21 protein-coding genes and 3 tRNA genes are annotated in these 25,794 nt (G+C 65.0%); 23 read left to right on the forward strand and 1 reads right to left on the reverse strand.

Annotated features, from left to right (window positions below; translation table 11 throughout):
• Nucleotide 1: 1 nt before the first annotated feature.
• Nucleotides 2-1,876 (reverse strand): sulfatase-like hydrolase/transferase, encoded by a 1,875-nt coding sequence (locus G4G00_RS19215; RefSeq protein ID WP_164275855.1) that lies wholly within the window; start codon nt 1,874-1,876, stop codon nt 2-4.
• A gap of 186 nt (nt 1,877-2,062) precedes the next feature.
• Here G4G00_RS19215 and G4G00_RS19220 point away from each other — a divergent pair, with 186 nt between their 5' ends.
• From G4G00_RS19220 to infB, 23 genes are all read left to right on the forward strand, one after another.
• Complete coding sequence (locus G4G00_RS19220; protein ID WP_108750226.1) at nt 2,063-2,998, forward strand: 2-oxoglutarate and iron-dependent oxygenase domain-containing protein; 936 nt, start codon at nt 2,063-2,065, stop codon at nt 2,996-2,998.
• Nucleotides 2,999-3,700: 702 nt separating this feature from the next.
• The gene (tpiA, locus tag G4G00_RS19225; RefSeq protein WP_108753695.1) at nt 3,701-4,456 is read left to right on the forward strand and encodes a triose-phosphate isomerase; all 756 of its coding nucleotides are present in this window, start codon (nt 3,701-3,703) and stop codon (nt 4,454-4,456) included.
• 50 nt (nt 4,457-4,506) lie between these two features.
• Nucleotides 4,507-4,944, forward strand: a complete 438-nt coding sequence (gene secG / locus G4G00_RS19230; protein WP_108750224.1) for a preprotein translocase subunit SecG — start codon at nt 4,507-4,509, stop codon at nt 4,942-4,944.
• 51 nt (nt 4,945-4,995) lie between these two features.
• Nucleotides 4,996-5,080 (forward strand) — tRNA-Leu (locus G4G00_RS19235).
• A 110-nt stretch (nt 5,081-5,190) separates the two neighbouring features.
• Complete coding sequence (locus tag G4G00_RS19240; protein ID WP_079222613.1) at nt 5,191-5,547, forward strand: NADH-quinone oxidoreductase subunit A; 357 nt, start codon at nt 5,191-5,193, stop codon at nt 5,545-5,547.
• Entirely contained in the window at nt 5,538-6,092 is a 555-nt protein-coding gene (locus tag G4G00_RS19245) for an NADH-quinone oxidoreductase subunit B (protein WP_079222612.1), read from the forward strand. Before G4G00_RS19240 ends, G4G00_RS19245 begins: the two co-directional genes overlap by 10 nt.
• 34 nt (nt 6,093-6,126) lie before the next feature.
• Nucleotides 6,127-6,876 carry an NADH-quinone oxidoreductase subunit C gene (locus G4G00_RS19250; RefSeq protein WP_108753694.1) on the forward strand — a complete coding sequence of 250 codons (750 nt, stop codon included), beginning with the start codon at nt 6,127-6,129 and terminating at the stop codon, nt 6,874-6,876.
• Nucleotides 6,873-8,180: an NADH-quinone oxidoreductase subunit D gene (locus tag G4G00_RS19255; protein WP_108753693.1), complete on the forward strand. Its 1,308-nt coding sequence runs from the start codon at nt 6,873-6,875 to the stop codon at nt 8,178-8,180. Before G4G00_RS19250 ends, G4G00_RS19255 begins: the two co-directional genes overlap by 4 nt.
• A 97-nt stretch (nt 8,181-8,277) precedes the next feature.
• The gene (nuoE, locus tag G4G00_RS19260; RefSeq protein ID WP_108750221.1) at nt 8,278-8,805 is read left to right on the forward strand and encodes an NADH-quinone oxidoreductase subunit NuoE; all 528 of its coding nucleotides are present in this window, start codon (nt 8,278-8,280) and stop codon (nt 8,803-8,805) included.
• Between the two features lie 4 nt (nt 8,806-8,809).
• Nucleotides 8,810-10,150 (forward strand): NADH-quinone oxidoreductase subunit NuoF, encoded by a 1,341-nt coding sequence (nuoF, locus tag G4G00_RS19265; protein ID WP_108750220.1) that lies wholly within the window; start codon nt 8,810-8,812, stop codon nt 10,148-10,150.
• Entirely contained in the window at nt 10,147-12,381 is a 2,235-nt protein-coding gene (gene nuoG / locus G4G00_RS19270; protein ID WP_164275858.1) for an NADH-quinone oxidoreductase subunit NuoG, read from the forward strand. The genes nuoF and nuoG overlap by 4 nt, the downstream gene beginning before the upstream one ends.
• The gene (gene nuoH / locus G4G00_RS19275; protein WP_164275861.1) at nt 12,378-13,472 is read left to right on the forward strand and encodes an NADH-quinone oxidoreductase subunit NuoH; all 1,095 of its coding nucleotides are present in this window, start codon (nt 12,378-12,380) and stop codon (nt 13,470-13,472) included. The genes nuoG and nuoH overlap by 4 nt, the downstream gene beginning before the upstream one ends.
• A 3-nt stretch (nt 13,473-13,475) precedes the next feature.
• A complete protein-coding gene (gene nuoI / locus G4G00_RS19280; RefSeq protein WP_108750217.1) occupies nt 13,476-13,964 on the forward strand; it encodes an NADH-quinone oxidoreductase subunit NuoI in 489 nt (162 codons plus the stop codon).
• A 9-nt stretch (nt 13,965-13,973) separates the two neighbouring features.
• Nucleotides 13,974-14,630 carry an NADH-quinone oxidoreductase subunit J gene (locus G4G00_RS19285; RefSeq protein WP_108753690.1) on the forward strand — a complete coding sequence of 219 codons (657 nt, stop codon included), beginning with the start codon at nt 13,974-13,976 and terminating at the stop codon, nt 14,628-14,630.
• The gene (nuoK, locus tag G4G00_RS19290; RefSeq protein WP_006381125.1) at nt 14,627-14,932 is read left to right on the forward strand and encodes an NADH-quinone oxidoreductase subunit NuoK; all 306 of its coding nucleotides are present in this window, start codon (nt 14,627-14,629) and stop codon (nt 14,930-14,932) included. The genes G4G00_RS19285 and nuoK overlap by 4 nt, the downstream gene beginning before the upstream one ends.
• 7 nt (nt 14,933-14,939) lie before the next feature.
• Nucleotides 14,940-17,117 (forward strand): NADH-quinone oxidoreductase subunit L, encoded by a 2,178-nt coding sequence (gene nuoL / locus G4G00_RS19295; protein ID WP_164275864.1) that lies wholly within the window; start codon nt 14,940-14,942, stop codon nt 17,115-17,117.
• Nucleotides 17,118-17,140: 23 nt separating this feature from the next.
• Nucleotides 17,141-18,649, forward strand: coding sequence for an NADH-quinone oxidoreductase subunit M (locus G4G00_RS19300; protein ID WP_164275866.1), 1,509 nt, complete (start codon nt 17,141-17,143; stop codon nt 18,647-18,649).
• 15 nt (nt 18,650-18,664) lie between these two features.
• Nucleotides 18,665-20,125, forward strand: coding sequence for an NADH-quinone oxidoreductase subunit NuoN (nuoN, locus tag G4G00_RS19305; RefSeq protein WP_164275869.1), 1,461 nt, complete (start codon nt 18,665-18,667; stop codon nt 20,123-20,125).
• A 127-nt stretch (nt 20,126-20,252) separates the two neighbouring features.
• Nucleotides 20,253-20,329 (forward strand) — tRNA-Met (locus G4G00_RS19310).
• A gap of 82 nt (nt 20,330-20,411) precedes the next feature.
• Nucleotides 20,412-20,488 (forward strand) — tRNA-Met (locus G4G00_RS19315).
• A gap of 364 nt (nt 20,489-20,852) precedes the next feature.
• Nucleotides 20,853-21,443 (forward strand): ribosome maturation factor RimP, encoded by a 591-nt coding sequence (gene rimP, locus G4G00_RS19320; protein WP_108753687.1) that lies wholly within the window; start codon nt 20,853-20,855, stop codon nt 21,441-21,443.
• Between the two features lie 4 nt (nt 21,444-21,447).
• Complete coding sequence (gene nusA, locus G4G00_RS19325; RefSeq protein WP_108750211.1) at nt 21,448-22,959, forward strand: transcription termination factor NusA; 1,512 nt, start codon at nt 21,448-21,450, stop codon at nt 22,957-22,959.
• A 92-nt stretch (nt 22,960-23,051) separates the two neighbouring features.
• Nucleotides 23,052-25,697, forward strand: coding sequence for a translation initiation factor IF-2 (gene infB / locus G4G00_RS19330; RefSeq protein ID WP_108753686.1), 2,646 nt, complete (start codon nt 23,052-23,054; stop codon nt 25,695-25,697).
• Nucleotides 25,698-25,794: the final 97 nt, after the last annotated feature.

Below are 25,794 nucleotides of genomic sequence, written 5' to 3' on the forward strand. Positions count from 1 at the left end.
TTCAACGATTGCGGAAGCGGGTGAGCGCTTCCCAGGCCGCGCGCAGGCTGGCCGGGTCCGGCGCCTGCTGCGGCAAGGGGTGGTAGCGGCGGTCCAGCGTGGTGGCGTTGCCGAACTTGTCGAACACGTGGATCGCATCGCCGTGGCGCACCGCGCGCTGCGACCAGCTTTCCACCACCAGCGAACGGGTGCCCTGCGGCTCGGCCAGCAGGTCCTGGCCGGTGCTGTAGTCGGCCAGCGCGTTCTCGCAGCCCAGACCGTGGCGCATCAGCGTCGGCACCCAGTCTTCGTGCGAGCTGGTGCGGGCGTCCTGCGCGGCCGCCTGCCCAGGCCAGTGCAGCACGAACGGCACCTGCAGCTGGTAGTCGGAGAAGTTGCCGTTGTGGCCCCAGTAGTTCAGGCCCAGGTCGTTGAACTCTTCGGCGTGGTCACCGGTGACCAGCACGATGGTGTCCTCGTCCAGCCCCTGCGCACGCAGCGTTTCCAGCAGCCGCCCGACCAGGCTGTCGGCGTAGTGCACGGCGGTGTGGTAGCGGTTCAATTCGGGGGTCGGGTCGTGGTCCGGGCCGAACTTCAGGAAGTCGATGTCCTCGGCCATGGGCTGGGCGACCGCCGGGTAGTCGGCGGGCATGTGGTACGGCGCATGGGTGGAATCGAGGAAGACGAAGCCGAACCACGGGCGCTTGCCCGACTGGCTGGCCACGATGTCCTGCTGCAGCGATTCGACGATGGCGCGGTCACGCCCGGCCGAATCGCGATCACGCGGGCCCTGGTGCAGCTGGCTGCGCACATCGGAAAACACGGTGCGGTCGAATTCGGGGCTGTACAGCGGCGCACTGCCGTACAGGTGCAGGTCGTAACCCTGCTGCTGCAGCACCTTGAACAGCTGCGAGCCGCGCTGTTCGGCCAGCATGGTGGGCCAGTAGCCGCCGGGCAGCCCGTACATCAGGCCGAACAGCCCGTAGCGGGTGGCATTGCCGGTGCTGAAGTGCTGTTGGTACACGCGCGAAGACTGCGCCAGCGCAGCCGTATTGGGCATGAACTGCGGGGTCAGTGCGTCCTTGCGCAGCGATTCCAGCACCACCATCAGCACGTTCGGGCGCTGGTGGCTCTGGCAGCGCAGCGGCTGCAGCGGGTAGTTCAGCTGCGCATGGCGCGGGTCGGGCAGGCCGGCCTGCGGCTGGCTGACCACGCCCAGCCGCCGCATGAAGCTCTTGGCGGTGATCGGCTGGGCCCAGGGCAGGTAGTTCCACTGGCTGATGACCGCACGTTCGCCCAGCGCGTCGTAGTAGGCCGTGGCCACCTGGCCGCCGGCCATCAACATCGCCACCAGCGCCCAGGCCTGCAGCACCCGGCGCTGCAGTCGCGCCGCCGGCAGCAGCTTCCAGCAGGCCCAGGCCAGCAGGGCCTGCGCGCCGAACAGGGCGCTGATCATCGCGATCGCCTGCAGCCAGGTCTTCCAGGACAGGCTCACCTGGTCGTGCAGGGCGCCGCCGAACACCATGTTGGCGACCATGGCATTGAGGTGGAAGCGGTACAGGGCGAAGACCTTGGCATCCACCAGCAACAGGCACAGCCACAGGCCCTGCATCACGATGGCCGAAACCGTCAGAACGCGCGCGCGCCGCGGCCACAGGCCCAGCGCCAACGGCAGCAGGCCGGCCAGCGCGCCCAGCGCCAGCAGGTGGCCGGGCAGGGCGACCGATAGGTAGGTCAGGCCCAGTGCGCCGCCGGGGTTGTCGCGCACGGGAATGTTGCCCAGTGCGATCAGCGCCGCCAGCACGGCATTGCCGGCAATGAACAACGACCACCAGGCCAGCCGCTGCCAGCGGCGTTCGGCGCCCGGGGCGGGAGTGTTGAAGGAAGCAGCATCCATGGCGGCGACGGGGTAGGCGTGCGAGGGAGGGCGCGTGTGACGAGGGCGTCAAGACGCGAAGGGCGGCGCATTGTATCGGTTTGTTTCAATGTATCGGTGTGGGAATTGGGCCGATCTGTCACAATGTTCAGGTGGCCCACAGACAGCTGTCGGGCCGAACAGACCCACGACAAGCCAGGAACCGCTGTGAGCCAGATCCCGACCCTCGACATCACCCGTTTCGACAGCGACCGCGAGGCCTTCGTGGCCGAGCTGGGCGCGGCCTACCGCCAATGGGGATTCGCGGGCATCCGTAACCACGGCATCCCGCAGGCCGACATCGACGCGGCCTACGATGTCTTCAAGGCCTTCTTCGCCCTGCCGGACGAGGTCAAGCGCAAGTACCACGTGGCTGGCAGCGGCGGCGCCCGCGGCTACACCCCGTTCGGCGTGGAAACCGCCAAGGGCTCCAAGCACTTCGACCTGAAGGAGTTCTGGCACATCGGTCGCGAGATCGCCGATGACTCCAAGTACCGTGATGTGATGGCGCCGAACCTGTGGCCGACCGAGGTCGAGGGCTTCCGCGAGCGCGGCTACGGCCTGTACCAGGCGCTGGACAACCTGGGTTCGCGCGTGTTGTCGGCGCTGGCCCTGCACATTGGCCTGCCGGAGGACTTCTTCGCCGACAAGACCAATTTCGGCAATTCGATCCTGCGCCCGATCCATTACCCGCCGATCACCACCGACGACATTCCGAACGTGCGTGCCGGTGCCCATGGCGACATCAACTTCATCACCCTGCTGGTCGGTGCCAGTGCCGCGGGTCTGGAAGTGCAGTCGCATGATGGCCAGTGGGTGCCGTTCACCTCGGACGCCGACACCATCGTGGTCAACATCGGCGACATGTTGCAGCGCCTGACCAACCACGTGTACCCGTCCACCATCCACCGCGTGGTGAACCCCCCGGGCGAGCTGGCCCGCCAGCCGCGCTACTCGGTGCCGTTCTTCCTGCACCCGAACCCGGACTTCCTGATCGACGTGCTGCCCTCGTGCATCACCCCGGAAAACCCCAGCCGCTACCCGGAGCCGATCACCGCCCACGGCTTCCTGGAAGAGCGCCTGCGCGAGATCAAGCTGAAGTAATGAGAAGGCCGCCGAAAGGCGGCCTTTTTCTTTGCAGGGTTGCACCCTGCACCCGCAGAGGCCAAAGCCAGAGCCAGAGCGGCTCTGGTTTTCTGCTGGTTGGGTGGGGCGGTGTGGGTGGGCAGGACACGCCGCAAGTACGTCCCTGTAGGCTCGTAGGCGCCATCCATGGCGCCTGCGGTCCTGCCCACCCACACCGCCCCACCCCCGACAGTTTCCCGGTGACGGTGGGCAAACCCCGTTTCCGGTAGATCCACGCCATGCGTGGATGAAATCTGTGAGGGGGCGAACGGGGGAGGGGTCGAGCGGAGTGGGGGTCAGATCCCTTTTCCTGCGGAAAAGGAACTGACCCCGGAACCCACCCGGAATGCCGCTTCTGCTCTTGCTCCTGCTCTTCATTTTTCTTTCCGTGGCGGCCGGAGCCGCCGGGATGTGTCAGAGGCCGGGCGGGTGGGGTGCGCAGGGGCGTGAGCCGCATGGATGCGGCGACCGAGCCTCAAAGGACGGATTCACGGCGTCCCCTGCGCAGCCCACTCGCCCGGCCAAGCCACCGAATCCAACCGGGCCGTTCGCGACCAACCCAACCGCCCCGCCACGAGGGGCTGCGCCGTTGGCTGAAAATCCATGTAACCGCTTACACGGAAACGGATTTTTGCCATAGCGGGTATCATGGGCGGCTGAGTTCATACAGGAGCCACCGCCATGCGCCGCAAGATCGTCGCCGGAAACTGGAAGCTGCACGGCAGCCGTCAATTCGCCACCGAGCTGCTCGGCCAGGTGGCCGCCGGGCTGCCCAAGGCCGGGGTGGAGGTGGTCATCCTGCCGCCCCTGCCGTACCTGGGCGAGCTGGTCGAGGACTTCGGCGAGACCGGCCTGGTGTTTGGTGCCCAGGACGTCAGCAGCAATGAAAAGGGCGCCTACACGGGCGAAGTCTGCGCCGCCATGCTGCACGAGGTCGGCGCCCGCTACGGCCTGGTCGGCCACTCCGAGCGCCGCCAGTACCACCAGGAGAGCAGCGAGCTGGTCGCCCGCAAGTTCGCCGCGGCCCTGCATGCCGGCCTGGTGCCCGTGCTGTGCGTGGGTGAAACCCTGGAACAACGCGAAGCCGGGCAGACCGAGGCGGTCATCGCCAGCCAGCTGGCACCGGTGCTGGCGCTTGTCGGCGCCGAGGGGTTTGCCAACGCCGTGGTGGCCTACGAGCCGGTCTGGGCCATCGGTACCGGCAGGACCGCCAGCAAGGAGCAGGCCCAGCAGGTGCATGCCTTCATTCGTGGCGAAGTCGCGCGCATGGATGCTAGAATCGCCGATTCACTGCCCATTCTTTACGGCGGTAGCGTGAAACCCGACAATGCCGGGGAACTGTTCGCGCAGCCGGATGTCGATGGTGGGCTGGTCGGCGGCGCCTCGCTGGTGGCCGCAGATTTCCTGGCCATCGCGCAGGCGGCGGCACACATTTAGTCAAGACAGCCGGCTCAGCGTCGGCCTAACAGTCCGAGGGCGGATTTCCAATGCTGATGTTGATCCTCAATGTCGTCTACGTGCTGGTGGCCGTAGCCATGATCGCGCTGATCCTGATGCAGCGTGGCTCGGGCGCGGCAGCGGGCTCGGGCTTTGGTGCCGGCGCCTCGGGGACTGTGTTCGGCGCGCGCGGTGCGTCCAACTTCCTGTCCAAGTCCACCAAGTGGCTGGCCGTGGTGTTCTTCGGCATCAGCCTGTTCATGGCCTGGTATGCCGGCCATGGCACCCGTCCGGCGGCCGACCAGGACCTGGGCCTGATGTCCGCCCCGGCGGCCAGCGCCCCGGCCGTCCCGGCGGGTGAACTGCCGGCTGCGCCGAAGGCTGCGGAGGTCCCGGCGGCGCCGGTTCCGGCCGCCACTGTGCCGGCTCAGGCGGAAACTTCCACTTCTGGTGAAGAAAAGCCGTCCGAAGGCTCCCAGAAAGACTGAAGCCGGTTACAATACGCGGCGCATCGGGATGTTGGTCTGATGTGATCGTTTGCCCAGGTGGCGGAATTGGTAGACGCACTACCTTGAGGTGGTAGCGACTTAGGTCGTAGGGGTTCGAGTCCCCTCTTGGGCACCATTTGTAAGTAAAGCGGGTTCTCCTGGCGCGCAATGCGCCAGCCGTTTCCCGTCCACTCCCCCATGCCAAAGCGCCTGCAGGCGCGGCGGCAGAGGCAAGAGAGAATCGCTGTGCTGGCCGAATATTTGCCGTCTCTGCTGTTTCTGATCGTCGCCACCGGTATCGGCATCACGCTGATGCTGATTGGTCGATTCCTCGGCCCCCGCCGCCCCGATCTGGAAAAGCTGTCGCCGTACGAATGCGGCTTCGAGGCCTTCGAAGACGCGCGCATGAAGTTCGACGTGCGCTACTACCTGATCGCGATCCAGTTCATCGTCTTCGACCTGGAAATCATCTTCATCGTGCCGTGGACCCAGGTCTTCATGGAGCTGGGCGCCCGTTCGCTCGTCACCATGGGCCTGTTCGTCGGCATGCTGTTCCTCGGTTTCATTTACGTCTGGAAGAAGGGAGCGCTGGAATGGGAGTGATTCAGACTCTCGATGGCCTCATGAACAACCCGGTCCCGGAAGGGCGGGTGGATGACATCCTGCGGCCGGAAGGCGACAACCCCCTGCTGGAAAAGGGCTTTGTCACCACCAGTGTCGATGCCCTGCTGAACTGGGCGCGCACCGGCTCCATGTGGCCCATGACCTTCGGTCTGGCCTGCTGTGCGGTGGAAATGATGCACGCCGGTGCGGCGCGTCTGGACCTTGACCGCTACGGCGTGGTGTTCCGCCCGTCGCCGCGTCAGTCCGACGTGATGATCGTGGCCGGTACCCTGGTCAACAAGATGGCCCCGGCGCTGCGCAAGGTCTACGACCAGATGCCGGACCCGAAGTGGGTCATCTCGATGGGCAGCTGCGCCAATGGCGGCGGCTACTACCATTACTCCTATTCTGTCGTGCGCGGCTGTGATCGCGTGGTGCCGGTGGACGTCTATGTCCCGGGCTGCCCGCCGACCGCCGAGGCGCTGGTGTACGGGATCCTGCAGCTGCAGAAGAAGATCTGGCGTACACAGACCATCGCCCGCTGACCCTTTTCACCTGACAAGAGCGCGCCAAGCCCCCATGGCAGAGCAAGCATCCTTCATCGACCGACTCTCCGCACGTTTCGCTGGTGCGAAGGTCATCGTGGTCGAACCCCGCGGCGAAGTGACGCTGGAGGTGCCTGCGGCTCAGTGGCACGCCACTGCCCTGGCGCTGCGTGACGAGTTTGGTTTCGAGCAGGCCGTGGACCTGTGCGGCGTCGATTACCTGGGCTACGGCTCGGACGAATGGGACACCGCCGACGTTTCCTCGCAGGGCTTCAGCCGTGGCGTGGAAGGCAAGGCGCAGGGCCGCTTCGCCTGGGGCGAGTTCCCCAGCGAAGAGAACGGTGCCGATGGCGCCCGCCCGCAGCACATGCCGACCCAGCGTTTCGCCGTGGTCGCCCAGCTGCGCTCGTACCAGCACAACCTGATGTTGCACCTGCGCTGCTTCGCCCCTGACGAAGCACTGCCGGTGGTGTCCTCGCTGACCGGCATCTGGCCGGGCCTGAACTGGTTCGAGCGCGAAGCGTTCGACCTGTACGGCGTGATCTTCGAAGGTCACCCGGACCTGCGCCGGATCCTGACCGACTACGGTTTCGTCGGCCATCCGTTCCGCAAGGACTTCCCGCTGATCGGCAACGTCGAAGTCCGCTACGACGAAGAAAAGAAGCGCGTGATCTACGAACCGGTCACATCGGTGGAGCCGCGTGTCGGCGTGCCGCGCGTGATCCGCGACGACGCCCGTCTGCAGACCGCAGAAGGTGAGCGCGCGCAGGAGGCAGTGAAGTGAGCCACGTACACCAGGCTGGCGAAGCCTTCGCCAGCAACCCCGCCGAAAGCCGGCAGGAAATCCGCAACTACACCATGAACTTCGGCCCGCAGCATCCGGCCGCCCACGGTGTGCTGCGCCTGATCCTGGAAATGGACGGCGAAACCATCATGCGTGCCGACCCCCACGTGGGCCTGCTGCACCGTGGTACCGAAAAGCTGGCCGAGTCCAAGCCGTTCAACCAGTCGATCGGCTACATGGATCGCCTGGATTACGTGTCGATGATGTGCAACGAGCACGCCTACGTGCGCGCGATCGAAACCCTGATGGGTATCGAAGCGCCCGAGCGTGCGCAGTACATCCGTACCATGTACGACGAAATCACCCGCATCCTGAACCACCTGATGTGGCTGGGCTCGAACGCGCTCGATCTGGGCGCCATGGCGGTCATGCTGTACGCCTTCCGCGAACGCGAAGAGCTGATGGACTGCTACGAAGCTGTCTCCGGCGCGCGCATGCACGCGGCGTACTACCGTCCGGGCGGTGTCTACCGCGACCTGCCGGACCACATGCCGAAGTACAAGGAATCGCGCTGGCACAAGGGCAAGGCGCTGAAGCAGCTCAATGCTTCGCGTGAAGGCTCGCTGCTGGACTTCCTGGAGAACTTCACCAACGAGTTCCCGGGTCGCGTTGACGAATACGAAACCCTGCTGACCGACAACCGTATCTGGAAGCAGCGTACGGTCGGCATCGGCGTGGTCAGCCCGGAACTGGCCCACCAGTGGGGCATGACCGGCGTGATGCTGCGCGGCTCGGGCGTTGCCTGGGACCTGCGCAAGAAGCGTCCGTACGCCAAGTACGATGCCGTCGATTTCGACATCCCGCTGGGCAAGGAAGGCGACTGCTACGACCGTTACCTGGTCCGCGTTGCCGAAATGCGCGAATCCAACCGCATCATCAAGCAGTGCGTGGCGTGGCTGAAGGCCAACCCGGGCCCGGTGATGGTGAAGAACTTCAAGGTCGCTCCGCCCAAGCGCGAGGACATGAAGGACGACATGGAAGCGCTGATCCACCACTTCAAGCTGTTCAGCGAAGGCTATTGCGTGCCGGCCGGTGAAACCTATTCGGCGGTGGAAGCGCCGAAGGGTGAGTTCGGCTGCTACCTGGTCTCCGACGGCGCCAACAAGCCCTTCCGCGTGCACCTGCGTGCCCCCGGCTTCGCCCACCTGTCCTCGATCGATTCGATCGTGCGCGGCCACATGCTGGCCGACGTGGTGGCCATGATCGGTACCTACGATCTGGTGTTCGGCGAGGTTGACCGGTAATGCCGTCCGCCACGCCAACGCCCGCTGCAGGCAGCCGGCGCAAGCCGGCGCCGCAGTCTCTGGAATTTCACGTTATGCATTTCGCTGAGGTCGGCCGATGAAGGCGACAGGTAATTTCGAGGCGGCGCGCGACGTCGACCCGATGGTGGTGCTGAGCGACAAGACCCGCGCTCACATCGATCACTGGCTGTCCAAGTTCCCGCCGGACCGCAAGCGCTCTGCCGTGCTGCAGGGCCTGCATGCGGCCCAGGAGCAGAACGAGGGCTGGCTGACCGACGAGCTGATCGCCGGCGTGGCCAAGTACCTGGACCTGCCGCCGGTGTGGGCCTACGAAGTGGCCAGTTTCTACTCGATGTTCGAGACCGAGAAGGTGGGCCGCAACAACGTGGCCATCTGCACCAACATCAGCTGCTGGCTCAATGGCGCCGAAGACATCGTGCGCCATTGCGAGAAGAAGCTGGGCATCAAGCACGGCCAGTCCACCCCGGACGGCCGCGTCTACCTCAAGCGCGAGGAAGAGTGCCTGGCGGGCTGCGGTGGCGCACCGATGATGGTCATCAACGGTCACTACCATGAGCGTCTGACCCTGGAAAAGGTCGACGAGCTGCTGGACGGGCTGGAGTAAGGGCATGGCACATCACCACGAATCCAAGGGTCCGGTCGGCCCCGCGCCGCTGCCGCACCAGGTGGTCTACACCACCCTGCATTACGACACCCCGTGGTCGTACGAAAGCTACCTGAAGACCGGTGGCTACGCCGCCCTGCGCAAGATCCTCGAAGAGAAGATCCCGCCGGAGCAGGTCATCGAGATGGTCAAGGCCTCCGGCCTGCGTGGCCGCGGTGGCGCTGGTTTCCCGACCGGCCTGAAGTGGTCCTTCATGCCCAAGGGCAACATGCAGAAGTACATCCTCTGCAATTCGGACGAATCCGAGCCGGGCACCTGCAAGGACCGCGACATCCTGCGCTACAACCCGCATTCGGTGGTGGAAGGCATGGCGATCGCCTGCTACGCCACCGGCTCGACCGTGGGCTACAACTACCTGCGCGGTGAGTTCCACCACGAGCCGTTCGAGCACTTCGAACAGGCCCTGGCCGACGCCTATGCAAATGGCTGGCTGGGCAAGAACGTGATGGGCTCGGGCGTGGACATCGACATCTACGGTGCCCTGGGCGCCGGCGCGTACATCTGCGGCGAAGAAACCGCGCTGATGGAATCGCTGGAAGGCAAGAAGGGCCAGCCGCGCTACAAGCCGCCGTTCCCGGCGAACTTCGGCCTGTACGGCAAGCCGTCCACCATCAACAACACCGAAACCTACGGTTCGGTGCCGGCGATCATCCGCAACGGCCCGGAGTGGTTCAAGGGTCTGAGCCTGACCGGCAACGGCGGCCCGAAGTGCTTCTCGGTGTCTGGTTGCGTGCAGAACGGCGGCAACTTCGAAGTGCCGCTGGGCACCACCTTCGACGACCTGCTGGAAATGGCCGGTGGCCTGCGTCCGGGCCGCACCCTGAAGGGCGCGATTCCGGGCGGCGTGTCCATGCCGGTGCTGACCGCGGCCGAGCTGAAGGGCCTGCCGATGGACTACGACACCATCCGTGCGCTGGGCTCCGGCCTGGGTTCGGGCGCCGTCGTGGTGCTGGATGACAGCGTGTGCTGCGTCAAGTTCGCCTGCCGCATCAGCCAGTTCTTCCACAAGGAATCCTGTGGCCAGTGCACCCCGTGCCGCGAAGGTACCGGCTGGATGCACCGCGTGCTGGAGCGCATCGTCGCCGGCAAGGCCACGATGGAAGACCTGCACCAGCTGAAGGCAGTGGCCGGCCAGATCGAAGGCCACACCATCTGTGCGTTCGGCGAAGCGGCTGCGTGGCCCATCCAGGGCTTCCTGCGCCAGTTCTGGGACGAGTTCGAGTACTACATCGTCAACGGTCATTCGATGGTTGACGGCAAGAAGGTGGAGGCAGCCGCTGCATGAGCGCGCAACCCGTAAATCCGAGCGTCCCACCCGATCACGTCACCATCGAGATCGATGGCAAGTCGCTGGTCGTGCCCAAGGGCTCGATGATCATCCAGGCCGCCGACAAGGCCGGCATCTCCATTCCGCGCTTCTGCTACCACGAGAAGCTGCCGATCGCCGCCAACTGCCGCATGTGCCTGGTGGACGTGGAGAAGTCGCCGAAGCCGGCGCCGGCCTGCGCCACCCCGGTGATGGACGGCATGAAGGTCGCCACCCGCAGTGAGAAGGCGCTCAAGTTCCAGCGTTCGGTGATGGAGTTCCTGCTCATCAACCACCCGCTGGACTGCCCGATCTGCGACCAGGGCGGCGAGTGCGAGCTGCAGGACGTTTCGCTGGGCTATGGCCGTTCGGTCAGCCGCTTCAACGAGCGCAAGCGCGTGGTGCCCGACGAGGACATGGGTCCGCTGGTCGCCACCGAAATGACCCGCTGCATCCAGTGCACCCGCTGCGTGCGCTTCACCGCCGACGTGGCAGGCACCTATGAACTGGGTGGCATGTACCGCGGCGAGAACCTGCAGATCGGTACCTACGACGGCAAGCCGCTGACCACCGAACTGTCCGGCAACGTGGTTGACGTCTGCCCGGTCGGCGCGCTGACCAACAAGGTGTTCCAGTTCCGCGCCCGTCCGTGGGAACTGACCGCACGCGAATCGCTGGGCTACCACGACGCGATGGGTTCGAACCTGTTCCTGCACGTGCGTCGCGGCGAAGTGCTGCGCACCGTGCCGCGCGACAACGAAGCGGTGAACGAGTGCTGGCTGTCCGACCGCGACCGCTATTCGCACCAGGGCCTGTACAGCGAAGACCGTGCGGTCAAGCCGCTGCGCAAGGTCAATGGCGAGTGGAAGGAAGTGAGCTGGGCTGAAGGCCTGGCCGCAGCCGCCGAGATCCTCAAGGCGCACCAGGGTGACCACCTGGGCGTGCTGGTGCATCCGTCCACCTCCAACGAGGAAGGCGCGCTGCTGGCCCGCCTGGCCAAGGGCCTGGGCTCGAACAACATCGATCACCGCATCAACAACCGCGACTTCTCCGACGCCGCCACCGCCGAAGTCTTCGGCCTGCCGCTGACTGAAATCGAAGGCGCCGACCGCATCGTCGTTCTGGGCAGCAACATCCGCCACGAACTGCCGCTGCTGCACGCCCGCCTGCGCAAGGCGCAGACCACCAAGGGCGCGAAGATCCACGTCATCAACCCGGTTGATTTCGACTTCGCCTTCGGCATCGCCGGCAAGCAGATCGTGGCACCGTCGAAGTTTGTCGAAGCGCTGGCCAGCGAAGAACTGCGTTCGGCAGTGCAGGGCGGTACCAACACCGTGCTGATCGTCGGTGGCATAGCCGAAAACCACCCGCAGGCCGCCGCGATCCGCGCCGCTGCGCGTGATTTCGCTGCCGCCACCGGTGCCAAGCTGTGCCGCATCCCGCAGGGCGCCAATGCCGTGGGCCTGACCCGCGCCGGCGTGCTGCCGGCCGGCAAGGACGTGGCCGCCATGCTGGCGCAGCCGCGCCAGGCCTACGTGGTGTACGGCCTGGAACCGGGCTTGGACTTCGCCGACGCCCCGGCCGCGCGCAAGGCGCTGGTCGGTGCCAAGGTGGTGGCTTTCAGCCAGTTCGCCTGTGTTTCCACCCGCGACGTTGCCGACGTCATCCTGCCGATCGGTGCGCTGCCGGAAATCGACGCCACCCTGACCAACCTCGATGGTCGCGAGCAGTCGGCCCGTGCCGGCGGCAAGCTGCCGGGCGAGGCCCGTGAAGGCTGGCGCGTGCTGCGTGCGCTGGGCGGTGACATGGCCCTGGCCGGTTTCGACTTCACCGACCTGGCCGGCCTGCGCGCCAGCCTGGCCCCGGTGTCGGTCGCCGTGGCCGCTTCGGCCCAGCCGGCCGTTGCCGGCGAAGGCCTGGAAGTGGCTTCGACCGCTGCGATCTACCGCACCGATGCGGTGGTCCGCCGCGCGCCGGCGCTGCAGTCGCACCCGCTGAACAACGCCCCGCGCATCGTGCTGAACGCTGACGATGCCGCGCGCCTGCAGCTGCAGGAAGGGCAGATGGCCAAGGTCGGCACCGATGCCGGCAAGGCCACCCTGCCGGTGGTGGTCGACGCCCGCGTCGCTGCGGGTTCGGTCTGGATTGAATCGGGCCACGGCGCGACCGCGCCGCTGGGTGCCGCTCGCGTATCGGTGGTGGCTGCATGAACGAATTGCTGTTGAACGCGGTCGACCCGCTGCACCAGTGGCTGCTTGCCCTGGGTGACATCGGCGCGCTGATCTGGATCATCCTGAAGATCCTGGTGATCGCCGTGCCGGTGATCGTCTCGGTGGCCTTCTACGTGGTCTGGGAACGCAAGCTGATCGGCTGGATGCACGTCCGCCACGGCCCGATGTACGTGGGCATGGGCATCTTCCAGGCCTTCGCCGACGTCTTCAAACTGCTGTTCAAGGAAGTGCTGCAGCCGAGCAACGCCAACAAGGCGATCTTCCTGCTGGCGCCGCTGATCACCCTGGCCCCGGCCTTCGCGGCCTGGTCGGTGGTGCCCTTCGATTCGCAGATCGTGCTGTCCAACGCCAATGCCGGCCTGCTGTACCTGCTGGCGATGACCTCGCTGGGCATCTACGGCATCATCCTGGCCGGTTGGGCATCCAACTCGAAGTACGCCTTCCTGGGTGCCATGCGCGCCTCGGCGCAGATGATCAGCTACGAAATCGCCATGGGCTTCGCCCTGGTCGGCGTGATGATCGCGGCGGGCAGCCTGAACCTGAGCAACATCGTGATGGCGCAGGCCGGCAGCTCCGGCTTCTTCGACTGGTTCCTTCTGCCGCTGTTCCCGCTGTTCGTCATCTACTGGGTGTCGGGCGTGGCTGAAACCAACCGCGCGCCGTTCGACGTGGTGGAAGGCGAATCGGAAATCGTGGCCGGCCACATGGTCGAATACTCCGGCGGCGCCTTCGCGCTGTTCTTCCTGGCCGAATACGCGAACATGATCCTGATCAGCTTCCTGATCTCGATCTTCTTCCTCGGCGGCTGGCTGAGCCCGATCCAGGGCTGGGTCGACCTGGGCAACATCTCGCCGCTGGTCGACTGGATCTGGAAGGGCGGTGCACCGTGGCTGTTCGTCAAGGTGTTCTTCTTCGCCAGTGCCTACATCTGGTTCCGTGCCAGCTTCCCGCGCTTCCGCTATGACCAGATCATGCGCCTGGGCTGGAAGGTCTTCATTCCGCTGGCCATTCTGTGGATCGCGGTTACCGCCGTCATGGTGTTCTTCGGCGTGATTCAAAAGGGCGTCTAAGTGATGAACAGGATTACCCATTACTTCAAGAGCCTGCTGCTGCTCGAACTGCTGGCCGGTCTTTGGCTGACGCTGAAGTACAGCTTCAAGCCGAAGTACACGATGATGTACCCGATGGAGAAGTTCCCGCAGTCGCCGCGCTTCCGCGGCCTGCACGCGCTGCGCCGTTACCCCAACGGCGAAGAGCGCTGCATCGCCTGCAAGCTGTGTGAGGCGGTCTGCCCGGCGCTGGCCATCACCATCGACTCGGCCAAGCGCGAAGACGGCACCCGCCGTACCACCCGCTACGACATCGATCTGTTCAAGTGCATCTTCTGCGGCTTCTGCGAAGAAAGCTGCCCGGTGGACTCGATCGTCGAAACCCACATCCTCGAGTACCACTTCGAGAAGCGTGGCGAAAACATCGTTACCAAGCCGCAGCTGCTGGCCCTGGGCGACCGTCTCGAAACCGAGATCGCCGAGCGTCGTGCCGCCGATGCCGCTTACCGCTGAGGTCGAGAGATGGATTGGGTAAATATCGCTTTCTGGGTGTTCGCCATCGCGGCAACGGTTTCGGCCGGTGCGGTGATCAGCGTGCGCAACCCGGTTCACGCCGTGCTCTGCCTGGTGTTGACCTTCTTCTCCATTGCCTGCGTGTGGCTGCTGGTGGGCGCCGAATTCCTCGGCGTGGCGCTGGTGCTGGTCTACGTGGGTGCGGTGATGGTGTTGTTCCTGTTCGTGGTGATGATGCTGGACATCGACCCCACCAAGATGCGCGAAGGCTGGGTGCGTTACCTGCCGGTGGGCCTGGTGGTTGCCGTGGCCATGCTGGTGCAGATGCTCATCCTGATCGGCGTGAAGGGCAGGGCGGTCAACGCCTTCCCGGCCGACAACGCCGCCGCGCTGGCGGCTGACAGCTCCAACATCACCTGGCTGGCACGCACGCTGTTCACCGAATATCTGCTGCCGTTCGAGTTCGCCGCCGTCATCCTGACCGTGGCCGTGGTGGCCGCTGTCATGCTGACCCTGCGCCGCCGTACCGGCGTGAAGAGCCAGAACCCGGGCGACCAGACCATGGTCAAGGCCGGCAACCGCCTGCGCATGGTCAAGATGGGCGCAGAGCAGCCGGTCGTGCACAGCAACAGCAAGCCGGCCGCCGGCGAGGAGACCCAGCCGTGATTACCCTTGGCCACATGCTTGCGCTGGGCGCGGTGCTGTTCGCCATCAGCCTGGCCGGCATCTTCCTGAACCGGAAGAACGTCATCGTGCTGCTGATGTCGATCGAACTGATGCTGCTGTCGGTGAACGTGAACTTCGTTGCGTTCTCCCGCCAGCTGGGTGATCCGTCCGGCCAGCTGTTCGTGTTCTTCATCCTGACCGTCGCCGCTGCCGAGGCCGCCATCGGCCTGGCGATCCTGGTGACCCTGTTCCGTACCCGCCGCACGATCAATGTCGGCGAAGTCGATTCGTTGAAGGGCTGATCCACAGATGGAAATCACTCTCTCCAAGAGTCTGTTGATCGCAGTGGTGCTTGCACCGCTGTTCGGCAGCATCATCGCCGGCCTGTTCGGTCGCCAGGTCAAGCGCTTCGGCGCGCAGACCGTCACCATCCTCGGCGTGGCCATCAGCTGCGCCCTGTCGATGTACACGCTGTACCAGCTGCTGTGGGGCGGCGCGCAGCCGTTCAACCAGAACCTGTACACCTTCTTCGAAGTCGGCCAGTACTCGGCCCACGTCGGTTTCATGGTCGACAAGCTCACCGCCATGATGATGGTGGTGGTCACCTTCGTGTCGCTGCTGGTGCACATCTACACCATTGGCTACATGGAAGAAGACCCGGGCTACCAGCGCTTCTTCAGCTACATCTCGCTGTTCACCTTCTCGATGCTCACCCTGGTGATGAGCAACAACTTCCTGCAGCTGTTCTTCGGCTGGGAAGCGGTGGGCCTGGTGTCGTACCTGCTGATCGGTTTCTGGTTCAAGCGCCCGACCGCGATCTTCGCCAACATGAAGGCGTTCCTGGTCAACCGCGTCGGTGACTTCGGCTTCCTGCTGGGTATCGCCGGCGTGCTGTGGGTGTTCGGCACCCTGGATTATTCGCAGGTGTTCTCGCAGGCCGGCGTGCTGGCCAGCCCTGAAGCCAAGATGCAGATCTGGGACGGCACCCTGTTCGGCATGCAGCTGCTGAGCGCGCCGGTGGTCTGGTCGATCGCCACCGTCATCTGCATCAGCCTGTTCATCGGTGCCATGGGCAAGTCGGCCCAGGTTCCGCTGCACGTGTGGCTGCCCGATTCGATGGAAGGCCCGACCCCGATCTCGGCACTGATCCACGCCGCGACCATGGTCACCGCGGGTATCTTCATGGTCACCCGCATGTCGCCGCTGTTCGAGCTGTCGCAGACCGCGCTGAACTTCATCCTGTTCATCGGTGCCACCACGGCCTTCTTCACCGGCCTGATCGGTATCGTGCAGAACGACATCAAGCGCGTGGTCGCGTACTCGACCCTGTCGCAGCTGGGCTACATGACCGTGGCACTGGGCGTGTCGGCTTATTCGGCCGCCGTGTTCCACCTGATGACCCACGCCTTCTTCAAGGCGCTGCTGTTCCTGGGTGCCGGTTCGGTCATCATCGCCATGCACCACGAGCAGGACATGCGCAAGATGGGCGGCCTGCGCAAGTACATGCCGATCACCTTCATCACCATGTGGATCGGTACGCTGGCCCTGGTCGGTACGCCGTTCTTCTCCGGCTTCTACTCGAAGGACACCATCATCGAGGCGGCCGAGATCCACGCCCACATGCAGCACACCTGGGTGGCCACCTACGGCTACTGGGCAGTGCTGGGTGGCGTGCTGGTCACCAGCTTCTACAGCTTCCGCCTGCTGTTCCTGACCTTCCACGGTCCGGAGCGCTTCCGTGACGCGCACCACGACGACCATGGCCACGGCCATGACGATCACCACGCCGCCGATGCCCGTCATGCCGATGCGCACCACGGCGATGCCCATGACGACCACGGCCATGGCCACGGCCCGCATGAGCCGCACGAAACCCCGTGGGTGGTGACCCTGCCGCTGATCCTGCTGGCCATTCCGTCCATCGCCATCGGTTTCTTCAGCATCGGTCCGATGCTGCATGGCACCGACTGGGCCGGCCACCACGCGCACGCGGCCATCAAGGGCCAGGTCAACACGTTCTTCACCGGCATCGTCGATTTCTACGATCCGGCCAAGAACACCGTGGCCTTCCTGGGTGAAGAGTTCCATGGCCCGGTGGCGTTCGCGCTGCACGGCATGATGCTTCCGCCGTTCTGGCTGACCCTGGCGGGCTTCCTGCTGGCCGCGCTGTTCTATCTGTGGAAGCCGGACCTGTCGGGCAAGGCACGCAAGACCTTCGCCCCGCTGGTGTCGGTGCTGGAAAACAAGTACGGCTTCGACAAGCTGTGGATCGATGGCTTTGCCGGCGGCAGCGTCAAGCTCGGCAAGGTGTCGCGCTGGATCGACAGCAACATCGTCGATGGCGTGGTCAATCTCTCGGCACGTGTTGTGGACGTCGCAGCCGGCGTGCTGCGTCGTACCCAATCCGGTTTCCTCTATCACTACGCCTTCGCGATGATCATCGGCCTGATTGCCCTGCTGGGCGTGCTGATGCATTACCTGCGTTGATGACCTGTACGGAATAAGAAGACGTGTCGAACTGGCCCCTACTCAGTGTCCTCATCTGGCTGCCGATCATCGGCGGTGCCCTGATTCTTGCGATCCGTGATGCGCAGACCGCCCGCTGGGCGTCGCTGGGCATCGCGCTGCTGACCTTCGCGGCAAGCCTGCCGCTGCTGGCCGGCTACGATCCGGGCATCGATGCCCTGCAGTTCGTCGAGACCCACGCGTGGATCCCGGCGTACAACATCGGCTACAACCTGGGCGTGGACGGCATTGCCGTGGCGCTGATCCTGCTGACCACCCTGGTCAGCGTGCTCGCGCTGATCGGTGCCTGGAGCGCGATCAACAAGCGCGTGAACCAGTACGTGGCGGCCTTCCTGATCCTGGAAGGCGTCACCGTCGGCATCTTCGCTGCCACCGACGCGATGCTGTTCTACGTGTTCTTCGAAGCAATGCTGATCCCGATGTTCCTGATCATCGGTGTCTGGGGCGGCCCGCGCCGCATCTACGCAGCGCTGAAGTTCTTCCTGTACACCTTCCTCGGCTCGGTGCTGATGCTGGTGGCGCTGATCTACCTGTACATGAAGGGCGGCAGCTTCCAGCTGGCCGACCTGTACGCGCTGCAGCTGTCGGCCACCGAGCAGGCGTGGATCTTCTTCGCCTTCCTGATCGCCTTCGCGGTGAAGGTGCCGATGTTCCCGGTGCACACCTGGCTGCCGGACGCGCACGTGGAAGCGCCGACCGCCGGTTCGGTCATCCTGGCCGCCATCGCCCTGAAGATCGGTGGCTACGGCTTCCTGCGCTTCAACCTGCCGATCGTGCCGGACGCGTCCAACGAGTGGGCCTGGCTGGTCATCGCCCTGTCCCTGATCGCGGTGATCTACGTCGGCCTGGTTGCCCTGGTGCAGGACGACATGAAGAAGCTGATCGCCTATTCGTCGATCGCGCACATGGGCTTTGTCACCCTGGGCACCTTCATTGCCCTGTGGCTGGTGCGTGAGGCCGGCAACGCCGACGCCGCCCGCCTGGGCCTGCAGGGTGCGATGGTGCAGATGATCTCGCACGGCTTCGTGTCCGGTGCGATGTTCTCCTGCGTGGGCGTGCTGTACGACCGCATGCACAGCCGCCGCATCGCCGATTACGGCGGCGTGGTGAATGTCATGCCCTGGTTCGCCACCTTCGCCATGCTGTTCTTCATGGCCAATGCCGGCCTGCCGGGCACCAGCGGTTTCGTCGGTGAATTCATGGTCATCCTGTCGGCGTTCCAGCGGAACCCGTGGATTGCCCTGGGCGCGGCCACCACCCTGATCATCGGTGCGGCTTACACCCTGTGGCTGTACAAGCGCATCTTCTTCGGTGAAGTGGCCAACAGCCACGTGGCCGAACTGAAGGACATCAACGGCCGCGAATGGCTGGTGCTGGGCGTGTTCGCCGTCGGCGTGCTGGCTCTGGGCATCTACCCCAAGCCGCTGACCGACCTGATGGAGCCCTCGATCGCCAAGCTGGCCATGCAGATCGCATCCAGCAAGCTGCTGTAATTCCAGGATTTGATGATGACCACCTCGCCGCTGCTGCCATTGACCGCCGCTGACCTGCCACCGCTCGCCCCCGAGCTGGTGCTGATCGGCAGCGCTTTCGCCCTGATGATCCTCGACCTGTTCGTCAGCAACCGGAACAAGATCGTCACCCATCTGTTCTCGCTCGCGGCGCTGGCCGTGGTGCTGTTCATGCTGGCTACCGGCGTGGGCGGGCAGGGCGAGGTCTTCCACGGCATGTTCGTGCGCGACACGGCCGCCGACGTCATGAAGACCGGCATCGTGCTGCTCAGCGGCCTGACCCTGGTCTACGGCTGGCGCTACCTGCGTGACCGCAACCTGTTCCAGGGCGAGATCCCGGTGCTGATCCTGTTCGGCACCGCCGGCATGATGATCCTGGTCTCGGCCGGCAGCCTGCTGATGGTCTACCTGGGCCTGGAACTGCTGGCCCTGTGCTCCTACGCCCTGGTGGCCAGCAACCGCGACAACGGCCTGGCCTCGGAAGCGGCGATGAAGTACATCGTGCTCGGTTCGCTGGCTTCGGGCCTGCTGCTGTACGGCATGTCGCTGATCTACGGCGCCACCGGCAGCCTGCACCTGGACGTCATCCGTGACGCCATCCCGCACTCGGAAGAGCGCGTGCTGCTGATCACCGGTGCGGTGTTCATGATCGCTGGCGTCGCCTTCAAGCTCGGTGCCGCGCCGTTCCACATGTGGCTGCCCGACGTGTACCAGGGTGCCCCGGCACCGATCGCGCTGTTCATCAGCTCGGCGCCGAAGCTGGCCGCGTTCGGCATGGCCTACCGCCTGCTGGAAATGGGCGTGGGCCCGCTGTCCACCGAGCTGCAGCTGCTGATCGGCGGCCTGGCCGCGGTGTCGCTGGTGCTGGGCAACCTGATGGCTATCGCGCAGAGCAACCTGAAGCGCATGCTGGCCTTCTCCACCGTGTCGCACATCGGCTTCCTGCTGATGGGTATCGCCGGTGGCGGCGCGCAGGGCTATGCCGCCGCGCTGTTCTACGCACTGGCCTACGCCATCATGTCCACCGCCGCGTTCGGTGCGATCATCGCGCTGTCGCGCGCGGGCTTTGAAGCCGAGAACATCGAAGACTTCAAGGGCCTGAACGCCCGCAACCCGTGGATGGCCGGCCTGGTGCTGTGCATCATGGCGTCGCTGGCCGGCATTCCGCCGTTCCTGGGCTTCTGGACCAAGCTGGCCGTGCTGGGCGCTGCCATCAACGGTGGCCTGCTGTGGCTGGCCATCCTGGGCGTGCTGTGCGCCGTGGTGGGCTGCTTCTACTACCTGCGTGTCATCAAGGTCATGTACTTCGATGAGCCGGTGGGCGAGGCCATGCCGCGCAGCAACGACCGCGTGCTGGGCGTGGTGCTGGGCGTGAACGCGCTGGCACTGCTGGCCCTGGGCCTGTCCTGGAACCCGATCATGCTGTGGTGCCAGAAGGCTTTTGCGCATCTTGCATAAAAGTTGACACAAAGCTGCGCGATTCGTGTAATATGCGCAGCCTGAGTTGTCACTGCAGCGGTTCAGCCAGAACATCGTTGCGGTAGCCCTCCTCGAAAGAGCAGGGCAGCAGTTCAAACACTTCCGGTGCGGGGTGGAGCAGTCTGGCAGCTCGTCGGGCTCATAACCCGAAGGTCGCAGGTTCAAATCCTGCCCCCGCTACCAACTTCATATCGGCGCCAACCGGTTTGATGAATGAGGGAAGGCTTGCATGTTTTGAAGCCATCGCTCATAATTCCGCTTCTGATGCGGGGTGGAGCAGTCTGGCAGCTCGTCGGGCTCATAACCCGAAGGTCGCAGGTTCAAATCCTGCCCCCGCTACCAAGTAAAGAGAGCGCCTTCGAAGTCCTGCTTCGAGGGCGTTTTTCTTTGGGGGCCGCGTACTTGTAGCGTCGAGCCATGCTCGACTGCCGGTGCGGAAAAGGGATCTGACCCCTGGCCCGTACCTTGCACCAGCGCGGTGCAACCGCTATCATCAGCGGCCTAGCACTACCCCTGAAGGCGGTCTCCCATCGGGAGTCCGGACCCGGAAGGAGGGCCGCAGCGCGCTGACACACGGCGCTGCAACCGGAATCCAGTCACCGGAGTCTTTCCGGAAAAGGGGCCCTGCGGGCCCTTTGTCGTTTCCGGGGCGTCATGTTTTCCCGCCGGCCGTGGCCGGCACCCAACCAAGAGATCAAGGCAGGCTGTGAGCGACAAGGCAACCGACATCGCGAATCTGCTCGCCCCGACCGTTGTGTCGCTGGGCCTGGAGCTGCTGGGCGTTGAATATCTGCCGGCCCCCGGCGGTGCAACCCTGCGTCTTTACATCGACGTGCCGCTGGCTGAGCAGCCCGAGCGCATCATCAACGTGGACGACTGCGAGCGCGTCAGCCGCGAAGTGTCCGCACAGATGGACGTGGAAGACCCGATCAGCGGCAACTACACGCTGGAAGTGTCTTCGCCGGGCGTTGATCGCCCGCTGTTCAACCTGGAACAGTTCGGCCGTCACCTGGGCGAAATGGCCAAGGTCGTGCTGAAGCTGCCGCAGGACAACCGTCGTCGCCTGCAGGGCCGCATCGAGGCGACCGACGAGGCCGCAGACACCATCACCTTCATCGTCGACAAGACGGAAGTGGTGGTCTCGGCAGACAACATCGACAAGGCCCGGATCATGCCGGACTGGGTTGCCCTGGGCCTGGCCCCGAGCAAGCCGACCGGCCCGGCGCCGAAGCGTCCGAAGACGGACAAGAATTCTTCTTCCAACGAGCCGGCGGCAAAGAAGCCGCGCGCGGAGTGAGCCAATGAGCAAGGAACTGTTGCTGGTAGTGGACGCGGTCGCCAACGAAAAGGGCGTGCCGCGTGAAGTGATCTTCGATGCCATCGAGGCCGCCCTGGCCTCGGCAGCGAAGAAGCGCTATCCCGACGAGGAAGTGCTGACCCGCGTGGTCATCGACCACAAGGATGGCAGCTACGAAACCTACCGCCGCTGGGAAGTGGTGGCCGATGACGTGGTCATGGAGTCGCCGGACCGGCAGATCCGCCTGATGGACGCCGTCGACGAAGCCGAAGGCGTGGACGTCGGCGACTACATCGAAGAGCAGATCGAAAACCCCGATTTCGGCCGCATCGCCGCCCAGGCCGCCAAGCAGGTGATCGTGCAGCGCGTGCGCGAAGCCGAGCGCCAGCAGGTGGTCGATGCGTGGAAGGACCGCGTGGGTGAGCTGATCACCGGTGTGGTCAAGCGCGCCGAGCGCGGCAACATCTACGTGGACCTGGGCGGTAACGCCGAAGGCTTCATTCCGAAGGACAAGGGCATTCCGCGCGACGTGCTGCGCGCCGGCGACCGCGTGCGCGGTTACCTGGCCGAAGTGCGTTCGGAACCCCGTGGCCCGCAGCTGTTCATCAGCCGCGCCGCTCCGGAATTCATGATCGAGCTGTTCAAGCTGGAAGTGCCGGAAGTCGGCCAGGGCCTGGTGGAAATCAAGGCCTGTGCCCGCGATCCGGGCGACCGCGCCAAGATCGCCGTGCTGGCCCACGATACCCGTACCGATCCGATCGGTGCCTGCATCGGCATGCGCGGTTCGCGCGTGCAGGCCGTGTCCAACGAGCTCAATGGCGAGCGCGTGGACATCGTGCTGTGGAACGAAAGCCCGGCCAACTTCGTCATCAACGCCATGGCGCCTGCCGAAGTGCAGTCGATCATCGTCGATGAAGACAAGCACTCGATGGACCTGGCCGTGGCCGAGGACCGTCTGGCCCAGGCCATCGGCAAGGGTGGCCAGAACGTGCGCCTGGCCAGCCGCCTGACCGGTTGGCAGCTGAACGTGATGACCCAGGACCAGGTCACCGCCAAGTCGGAAGCCGAGCAGGCTTCGGCCCGCCAGCTGTTCATGGACAAGCTGGAAGTGGACGAGGAAATCGCCGGCATCCTGGTGACCGAAGGCTTCGGCACGGTCGAAGAAATTGCATATGTCCCGGTCGGCGAACTGCTGGCCGTGGAAGGTTTCGACGAAGACATCGTCGAAGAGCTGCGCGCTCGTGCCCGCGATGCGCTGCTCAATGAGGCCCTGGCAGTCGAAGAAGGCCTTGAAGACGGCCAGCCGGCGCAGGACCTGCTGTCCCTGAAGGGCATGGACGAAGCCACCGCGTATGCGCTGGCCGGCCACGGCGTGCGTACCAGCGAGGAGCTTTCCGACCTGGCCGCCGACGAGGTCATGGACTTCGGCATTGAAGGGCTGGACCAGGAGCGCGCCGCGGCGCTGATCCTGGCCGCGCGTGCCGAGGAGATCGCCCGACTGGAACGCGGCGAATGAGCCGGCAATGAACAGGGCCCTGAGCCGATCAGGGCGTAGAATCCGCGCCACCTCCATCTGCGGGGGGGCGCCCACAAGATCATAGGATCCGAATGTCGCAGCAAACCACCATCCGCAAGCTTGCCGAACTGGTCAACACACCGGTCGAGAAACTGCTGGAACAGCTGGCCGGTGCCGGCATGAAGTTCAGCGGTCCCGACCAGGTCGTGACCAGCACCGAGAAGGTGAAGCTCCTGGGCTTCCTTCGTCGTTCGCACGGCAAGCCCGAGCAGGCCCCGGAAGAGACCGATCAGTCTGCAAAGAAGATCACCCTCAACCGCCGGAAACAGCAGGAAGTGACGGTCAATTCCGGTCGCAGCAAGACGACCGTGAATGTCGAGGTGCGCCAGAAGCGTACCTACGTCAAGGATGGTGCTCGCCCGATGACACCGGACGAAGAGCGCGCCGACATCCTGCGCAAGCTGGAAGAGTCGCGCGCCCGCAACCTTGCCGAACAGCAGGCCCTGGCCGAGAAGGATCGTCTGCGCGACGAAGCCATCGTCCGTGCCCGTGAGGAAGAGATTGCGGCCAAGGAACGCGCAGAGGCCGAAAAGAAGGCTGCCGAAGAAGCCGCGGCTGCCGCCAAGGCTGCCGAGGCGGCTGCCGCCACCAAGCCCAAGCGCGCACCGATCGATGAAACCGCGCCGCGTCCGCCGCGCACGCCGGCCGCCGCTCCGGCTGCGCCGCGCAGTGCGCCGCCGCCGCCGCGCAGCGACGACCGCAACAACCGCAGCGCGCCGCGCAACGAGCGTGGCCCGGGCGATCGCTTTGCCGGCCAGATGCATCTGTCGGCGGCCGACCGTGCGCGTCGTGGCAACAGCAACAACAGCAACAACCGTGGTCGTCCGGGTGGTCGCAACCAGAGCGGCGGCCGTCGTGACATGTCGCGTGGCGGCAACAACGCCGGTCCGCACGCCTTCGAGCGTCCGACCGCACCGGTCGTGCGTGAAGTGGCGATCGGCGAGACCATCACCGTGGCCGACCTGGCGCAGAAGCTCGCGCTGAAGGGCGGCGAGGTGGTGAAGGCGCTGTTCAAGATGGGCGTGATGGCCACCATCACCCAGTCCATCGACCACGATACCGCTGCGCTGGTGACCGAAGAACTCGGCCACAAGGCGATCCGTGCCAATGACAACGACGCCGAAGACGCACTGCTGGCCTCGACCGGTGAAAACCAGGGCGAAGCCGTGCAGCGTCCGCCGGTGGTCACCATCATGGGCCACGTCGACCACGGCAAGACCTCGCTGCTGGATTACATCCGTCGTACCAAGGTTGCCCACGGCGAAGCCGGCGGCATCACCCAGCACATCGGTGCGTACCACGTTGATACGCCCAAGGGCGTCATCAGCTTCCTGGATACCCCGGGCCACGCCGCGTTCACCTCGATGCGTGCCCGCGGTGCCAAGCTGACCGACATCGTGGTGCTGGTGGTGGCGGCCGACGACGGCGTCATGCCGCAGACCAAGGAAGCGATCCAGCACGCCCGCTCGGCCGGTGTGCCGCTGATCGTGGCGATCAACAAGATCGACAAGTCCGGCGCCGACCCGATGCGTGTCAAGAACGAGCTGCTGTCCGAGCAGGTCGTGGCCGAAGAGTTCGGCGGTGACATCCAGATGGTGGAGATCTCGGCCAAGACCGGCCTGGGCATCGATGACCTGCTGGACGCCGTGTCCGTGCAGGCCGAACTGCTGGAACTGAAGGCTGTCGACGAAGGCCGCGCCTCGGGCGTGGTGATCGAATCGTCGCTGGACAAGGGCCGTGGCCCGGTCGCTACCGTGCTGGTGCAGCAGGGCCGCCTGAAGAAGGGCGACTACCTGGTGTGCGGCATCCAGTACGGCCGCGTGCGTGCGCTGTTCGACGAAACCGGCAAGCAGCCGGAATTCGCCGGGCCGTCCATCCCGGTGCAGGTCCTGGGCCTGTCCGGCGTGCCGGAAGCCGGTGATGACTTCGTGGTGGTCGAGGACGAGCGCCTGGCCAAGGACGTTGCCCAGCAGCGTGAGACCAAGCGCCGTGAATCGCGCCTGGTGGCCACCGCTGGCAGCCGCATGGAAGACATCATGGCGACCCTGGGCAAGGGCGAGGGCCAGCAGGTCCTCAACCTGGTCATCAAGGCCGACGTGCAGGGTTCGGTGCAGGCGCTGAGCCAGGCACTGGTCGCGCTGTCCAACGAAGACATCCGCATCAACGTGATCCACTCCGGCGTGGGCGGCATCACCGAATCGGACGCCAACTCGGCGGCTGCTTCGAAGGCCACCGTCATCGGCTTCAACGTGCGTGCGGATGCTTCGGCCCGTCGCATCATCGAATCCAACGGCGTGGACCTGCGTTACTTCTCGATCATCTATGACGTGATCGACCAGGTGAAGCAGGTGGCCTCCGGTCTGCTGGGCGTGGAAATCCGCGAAGAGATCATCGGTATCGCCGAAGTCCGCGACGTGTTCCGCAGCTCCAAGCTGGGCGCCGTTGCCGGCTCGATGGTCATCGAGGGCGTGGTCAAGCGCAACAAGCCGATCCGCGTGCTGCGCGACAGCGTGGTCATCTTCGAAGGCGAGCTGGAATCGCTGCGCCGCTTCAAGGAAAACGTCGAGGAAGTCCGCAACGGTACCGAATGCGGTATCGCGGTGAAGGCCTACAACGACGTGAAGCCGGGTGACCAGATCGAGTGCTTCGAGCGTATCGAAGTGCCGCGCACCCTGTAATGCTGCAAGGGGCCGGTCCTCACGGACCGGTCCGCCACCCCGGTAAGGCCCCACCTCGGTCGGGTCACCGCCGTTGGTAGGGCCCGACCTTGGTCGG

Origin of the sequence: Stenotrophomonas sp. B1-1, from assembly GCF_010894375.1 — a bacterium.
Taxonomy (GTDB): Bacteria; Pseudomonadota; Gammaproteobacteria; order Xanthomonadales; family Xanthomonadaceae; genus Stenotrophomonas.